This is a genomic window from Embleya sp. NPDC050154 (assembly GCF_044460165.1).
GTDB lineage: Bacteria > Actinomycetota > Actinomycetes > Streptomycetales > Streptomycetaceae > Embleya.
In genome coordinates, this window is the sequence record NZ_JBITJP010000069.1 from 1 (window position 1) to 4,089 (window position 4,089).

Consider the following 4,089-nt stretch of genomic DNA (forward strand, 5'->3'; position numbering starts at 1 on the left):
GGCAGCTATGACGCGCTGCACGGGCCGGGAGCGCTGGAGGCCTTGTTGGCCCCTCACTTGGCGGACTGCAACCCACCATCATCACAGCCTGCCGCTCACAAGCCCGCGCCGGATGATGGCGAGCGTCCGATGCCGACATTCCTCTAAGGGGTCGCCTCAGAAAACGGAAAATAAAGCACGCTAAGCCGGTTGCAGTGGTCGTAACGGCCTGAACTTGCCCGCGCCGATCTTGGCGCTGCTGCGCCAGAGGTAGTCGCCGGTCAGGTTGATGTGCTCCCAGCCCAGTGGCGACAGGTACTGCAACAGGGTGTCATCGACAGCTTGGCCGTGGCCACGTAAGGCGTTCGCGGCACGCTCCAGGTAGACCGTGTTCCACAAGACGATGGCCGCCGTCACCAGGTTGAGGCCGCTGGCCCGGTAGCGCTGCTGCTCGAAACTGCGGTCGCGGATTTCCCCAAGGCGGTTGAAGAACACGGCGCGGGCCAGCGCGTTGCGCGCCTCGCCCTTGTTCAGCCCGGCATGCACGCGGCGGCGCAGCTCGACGCTTTGCAGCCAGTCCAGGATGAACAGCGTGCGCTCGATGCGCCCCAGCTCGCGCAGCGCCACGGCCAAGCCGTTCTGGCGTGGGTAGCTGCCCAGCTTGCGCAGCATCAGCGAGGCTGTCACCGTGCCCTGCTTGATCGAGGTGGCCAGCCGCAAGATTTCGTCCCAATGGGCGCGGACGTGCTTGATGTTGAGCGAGCCGCCGATCATCGGTTTCAGCGTCTCGTAGGCGGCATCGCCCTTCGGGATGTAGAGCTTGGTGTCGCCCAGGTCGCGGATGCGCGGCGCGAAGCGGAAGCCCAAGAGGTGCATCAACGCAAAGACGTGATCGGTGAAGCCTGCCGTGTCGGTGTAGTGCTCCTCGATGCGCAGGTCGGATTCGTGGTAAAGCAAGCCGTCGAGCACGTAGGTCGAGTCGCGCACGCCGACGTTCACAACCTTGGTGTGGAACGGCGCGTACTGGTCGGAAATGTGGGTGTAGAACGTCCGGCCTGGGCTGCTGCCGTATTTCGGGTTGATGTGGCCCGTGCTGTCGGCCTTGCTGCCGGTGCGGAAGTTCTGGCCGTCCGATGATGACGTGGTGCCGTCGCCCCAGTGCTCGGCGAACGGTTGGCAGAACTGCGCGTTGACCAGATCGGCCAGCGCCGCCCCGTAGGTTTCGTCCCGGATGTGCCAGGCTTGCAGCCAGGCCAGCTTGGCGTAGGTCGTACCGGGGCAGGACTCGGCCATCTTGGTCAGACCCAGGTTGATCGCGTCGGCCAGGATGGTGGTCAGCAGCAGGTTTTTGTCCTTGGCGAGGTCGTCCGATTTCAGGTGCGTGAAATGGCGGGTGAAGTCCGTCCACTCATCGACTTCGAGCAGCAGTTCGGTGATCTTGACATGTGGCAGGATCATGGCTGTCTGGTCGATCAGCGCCTGCGCGGTGTCGGGTACCGCCGCATCCAGCGGCGTGATCTTCAGGCCCGACTCGGTGATGATCGCATCCGGCAGGTCGTTGGCCGCTGCCATGCGGTTGACCGTGGCAACCTGCGTTTCCAGCAGCGTCAGCCGGTCGTGCAGGTACTGGTCGCAGTCGGTGGCCACGGCCAGCGGCAATTCGCTGGACTGCTTGAGGCTGGCGAACTTTGCGGGCGGCACCAGGTAGTCCTCGAAGTCCTTGAACTGGCGCGATCCATGCACCCACACGTCGCCGGAGCGCAGCGCGTTCTTGAGTTCGGAGAGCGCACACAGTTCGTAGTAACGCCGGTCGATGCCGGTGTCGGTGATGACCAGCTTCTGCCAGCGCGGCTTGATGAACTCGGTCGGTGCGTCGGCGGGTACCTTGCGGACGTTGTCGTTGTTCATGTCGCGCAGCACCTCGATGGCGTCGAGCACGTCCTTGGCGGCTGGCGCGGCCCGTAGCTTGAGCACGGCGAGAAATTCCGGTGCATAGCGCCGCAAGGTCGCATAGCTCTCGCCGATGCGATGCAGGAAATCGAAGTCCTCGGGTTGCGCGAGTTTCTGCGCCTCGGTGACGCTCTCGGCGAAGGCATCCCAGGGCATGACGGTCTCGATGGCGGCGAACGGATCGCGGCCGGATTGTTTGGCTTCGATTAACGCTTGGCCGATGCGGCCGAACAGCCGCACCTTGGCATTGATTGCCTTGCCGGACGCCTGGAATTGCTGCTGATGCTTGTTTTTGGCGGCGTTGAACAGCTTGCCCAAGATGCGGTCGTGCAGGTCGATGATTTCGTCGGTGACGGTGGCCATGCCCTCTATGGCGAGCGCGACCAGGGTCGCGTAGCGCCGCTGCGCCTCGAACTTGGCCAGATCGGCGGGCGTCATCTGACCGCCCTCGCGGGCGATCTTGAGCAGCCGGTTCTGGTGAACCAGCCGCTCGATGCCGGCGGGCAGGTCGAGTGCCTGCCACGCCTTGAGGCGTTCGATGTGTTCGAGCATATGCCGCGAATTCGGCTTGGCCGGTGACTGGCGCAGCCAAGCCAGCCAGGTCGTCTTGCCGTTGTCACGGCGCTTGAGCAGATCGTCGAGGCGGCGACGATGCACGTCTGACAGCGGTTCGGCCAGAGCGTCATATATGCGCCGGTTAGCGCGAGTGATCGCTTCGGCGCTGGCTCGCTCGACGGCGTTGAGGGCAGGCAGAATAGTCGCCTGCCGGCGCAGATGGTCGATCAAAGCGCTGGCCAGCACAATGCCCTTATCGGTTTGCATGGCCAACTCGGTCAGCGTGTGGACACCCTGCCGGTAGTGGCTCATGGTGAACGGCTGGAAGCCGAACACCTTTTGCAGTTCGACCAGGTGCTCGCGCCGGGTCTGCTCCCGCTGCCCGTACTCGTCCCAGCTTTCGACGCTAACCTTGAGCTGGTCGGCGACCAGCTTCAACAAGGGCGGAAACGGTGGCTTATCGGCGCCAAGGATGATACCGGGAAAGCGCAAGTAGCAGAGTTGGACGGCAAAGCCCAAGCGATTCGCAGGCCCGCGCCGCTGCCGGATAATGGAAAGATCGGTATCGCTGAACGTGTAATGTCGAACTAGGTCGTCCTTGGTGTCCGGCAACGCCAGCAGGCTTTCCCGCTCGGCGGCGGACAGGATGGAACGACGCGGCATATCTATTGATCCAATCTCAAGTATTGATACAGGGTCTCCCGGCTCACACCAAACTCACGGGCCAGCTTCGCTTTTTGTTCGCCGGCGGCGGCACGCTGCTGTAGATCGGCTACCTGTTCGGGCGACAGCGCTTTCTTGCGGCCCCGGTAGGCTCCGCGCTGTTTGGCGAGCGCGATGCCTTCCCGCTGCCGCTCGCGAATCAAGGCCCGCTCGAATTCGGCGAACGCCCCCATGACCGACAGCATCAGGTTCGCCATCGGCGAATCCTCGCCGGTGAAGGTCAGGCTTTCCTTGACGAACTCGATGCGCACGCCGCGCTTGGTCAGCTTTTGTACAAGGCGACGCAAGTCATCGAGGTTGCGCGCCAAGCGATCCATGCTGTGAACCACCACGGTGTCGCCTTCGCGCACGAAGGCCAGCAGCGAATCAAGCTCGGGCCGCTGCGTGTCCTTGCCCGACGCCTTGTCGGTAAACACCTTGCCGACTTCGACATGCTCCAGTTGCCGTTCCGGGTTCTGGTCGAAGCTGCTGACCCGGACGTAGCCGATGCGTTGACCCTGCAAGATGCCTCCCAATACGAAAGTGTCAGGAAAAAAGCTATGACCTTTCGCCGTATGTGTCAAGAAATATAAATACCAACTCTATTCTGACGATATTGGGTGACTCTTCCTGACATCAGGATAGGGTATAGCTCAAGTTGACGCATTAGCGCTTGAACGCCAGTAACAAAACACCACCAGCGACCATCGCAATACCAGACCACTCGCGGAGCGACGGGCGTTCACCAAGAAACGTGAACGCAAACACCGCCACCAGTACGAGACTGAGTTTGTCTACCGGCGCGACTTTGGATGCATCGCCGATCTTGAGCGCCCGGAAGTAGCAGACCCATGACGCTCCGGTCGCCAAGCCGGACAACCCGAGGAAAAGCCATGTCTTGGG

The 4,089-nt window shown here is 62.4% G+C and carries 3 protein-coding genes; all 3 read right to left on the bottom strand.

The annotated features are described in order from the left end of the window. Nucleotides 1-180 precede the first annotated feature (180 nt). The gene (locus ACIBSV_RS50535; protein WP_395874756.1) at nt 181-3,147 is read right to left on the bottom strand and encodes a Tn3 family transposase; all 2,967 of its coding nucleotides are present in this window, start codon (nt 3,145-3,147) and stop codon (nt 181-183) included. 2 nt (nt 3,148-3,149) lie between these two features. After that, nucleotides 3,150-3,710 (bottom strand): recombinase family protein, encoded by a 561-nt coding sequence (locus tag ACIBSV_RS50540; RefSeq protein WP_031330283.1) that lies wholly within the window; start codon nt 3,708-3,710, stop codon nt 3,150-3,152. Between the two features lie 142 nt (nt 3,711-3,852). Then, nucleotides 3,853-4,089 (bottom strand): EamA family transporter (locus ACIBSV_RS50545; protein ID WP_395874758.1); only part of this gene is annotated, 237 nt, incomplete at its 5' end.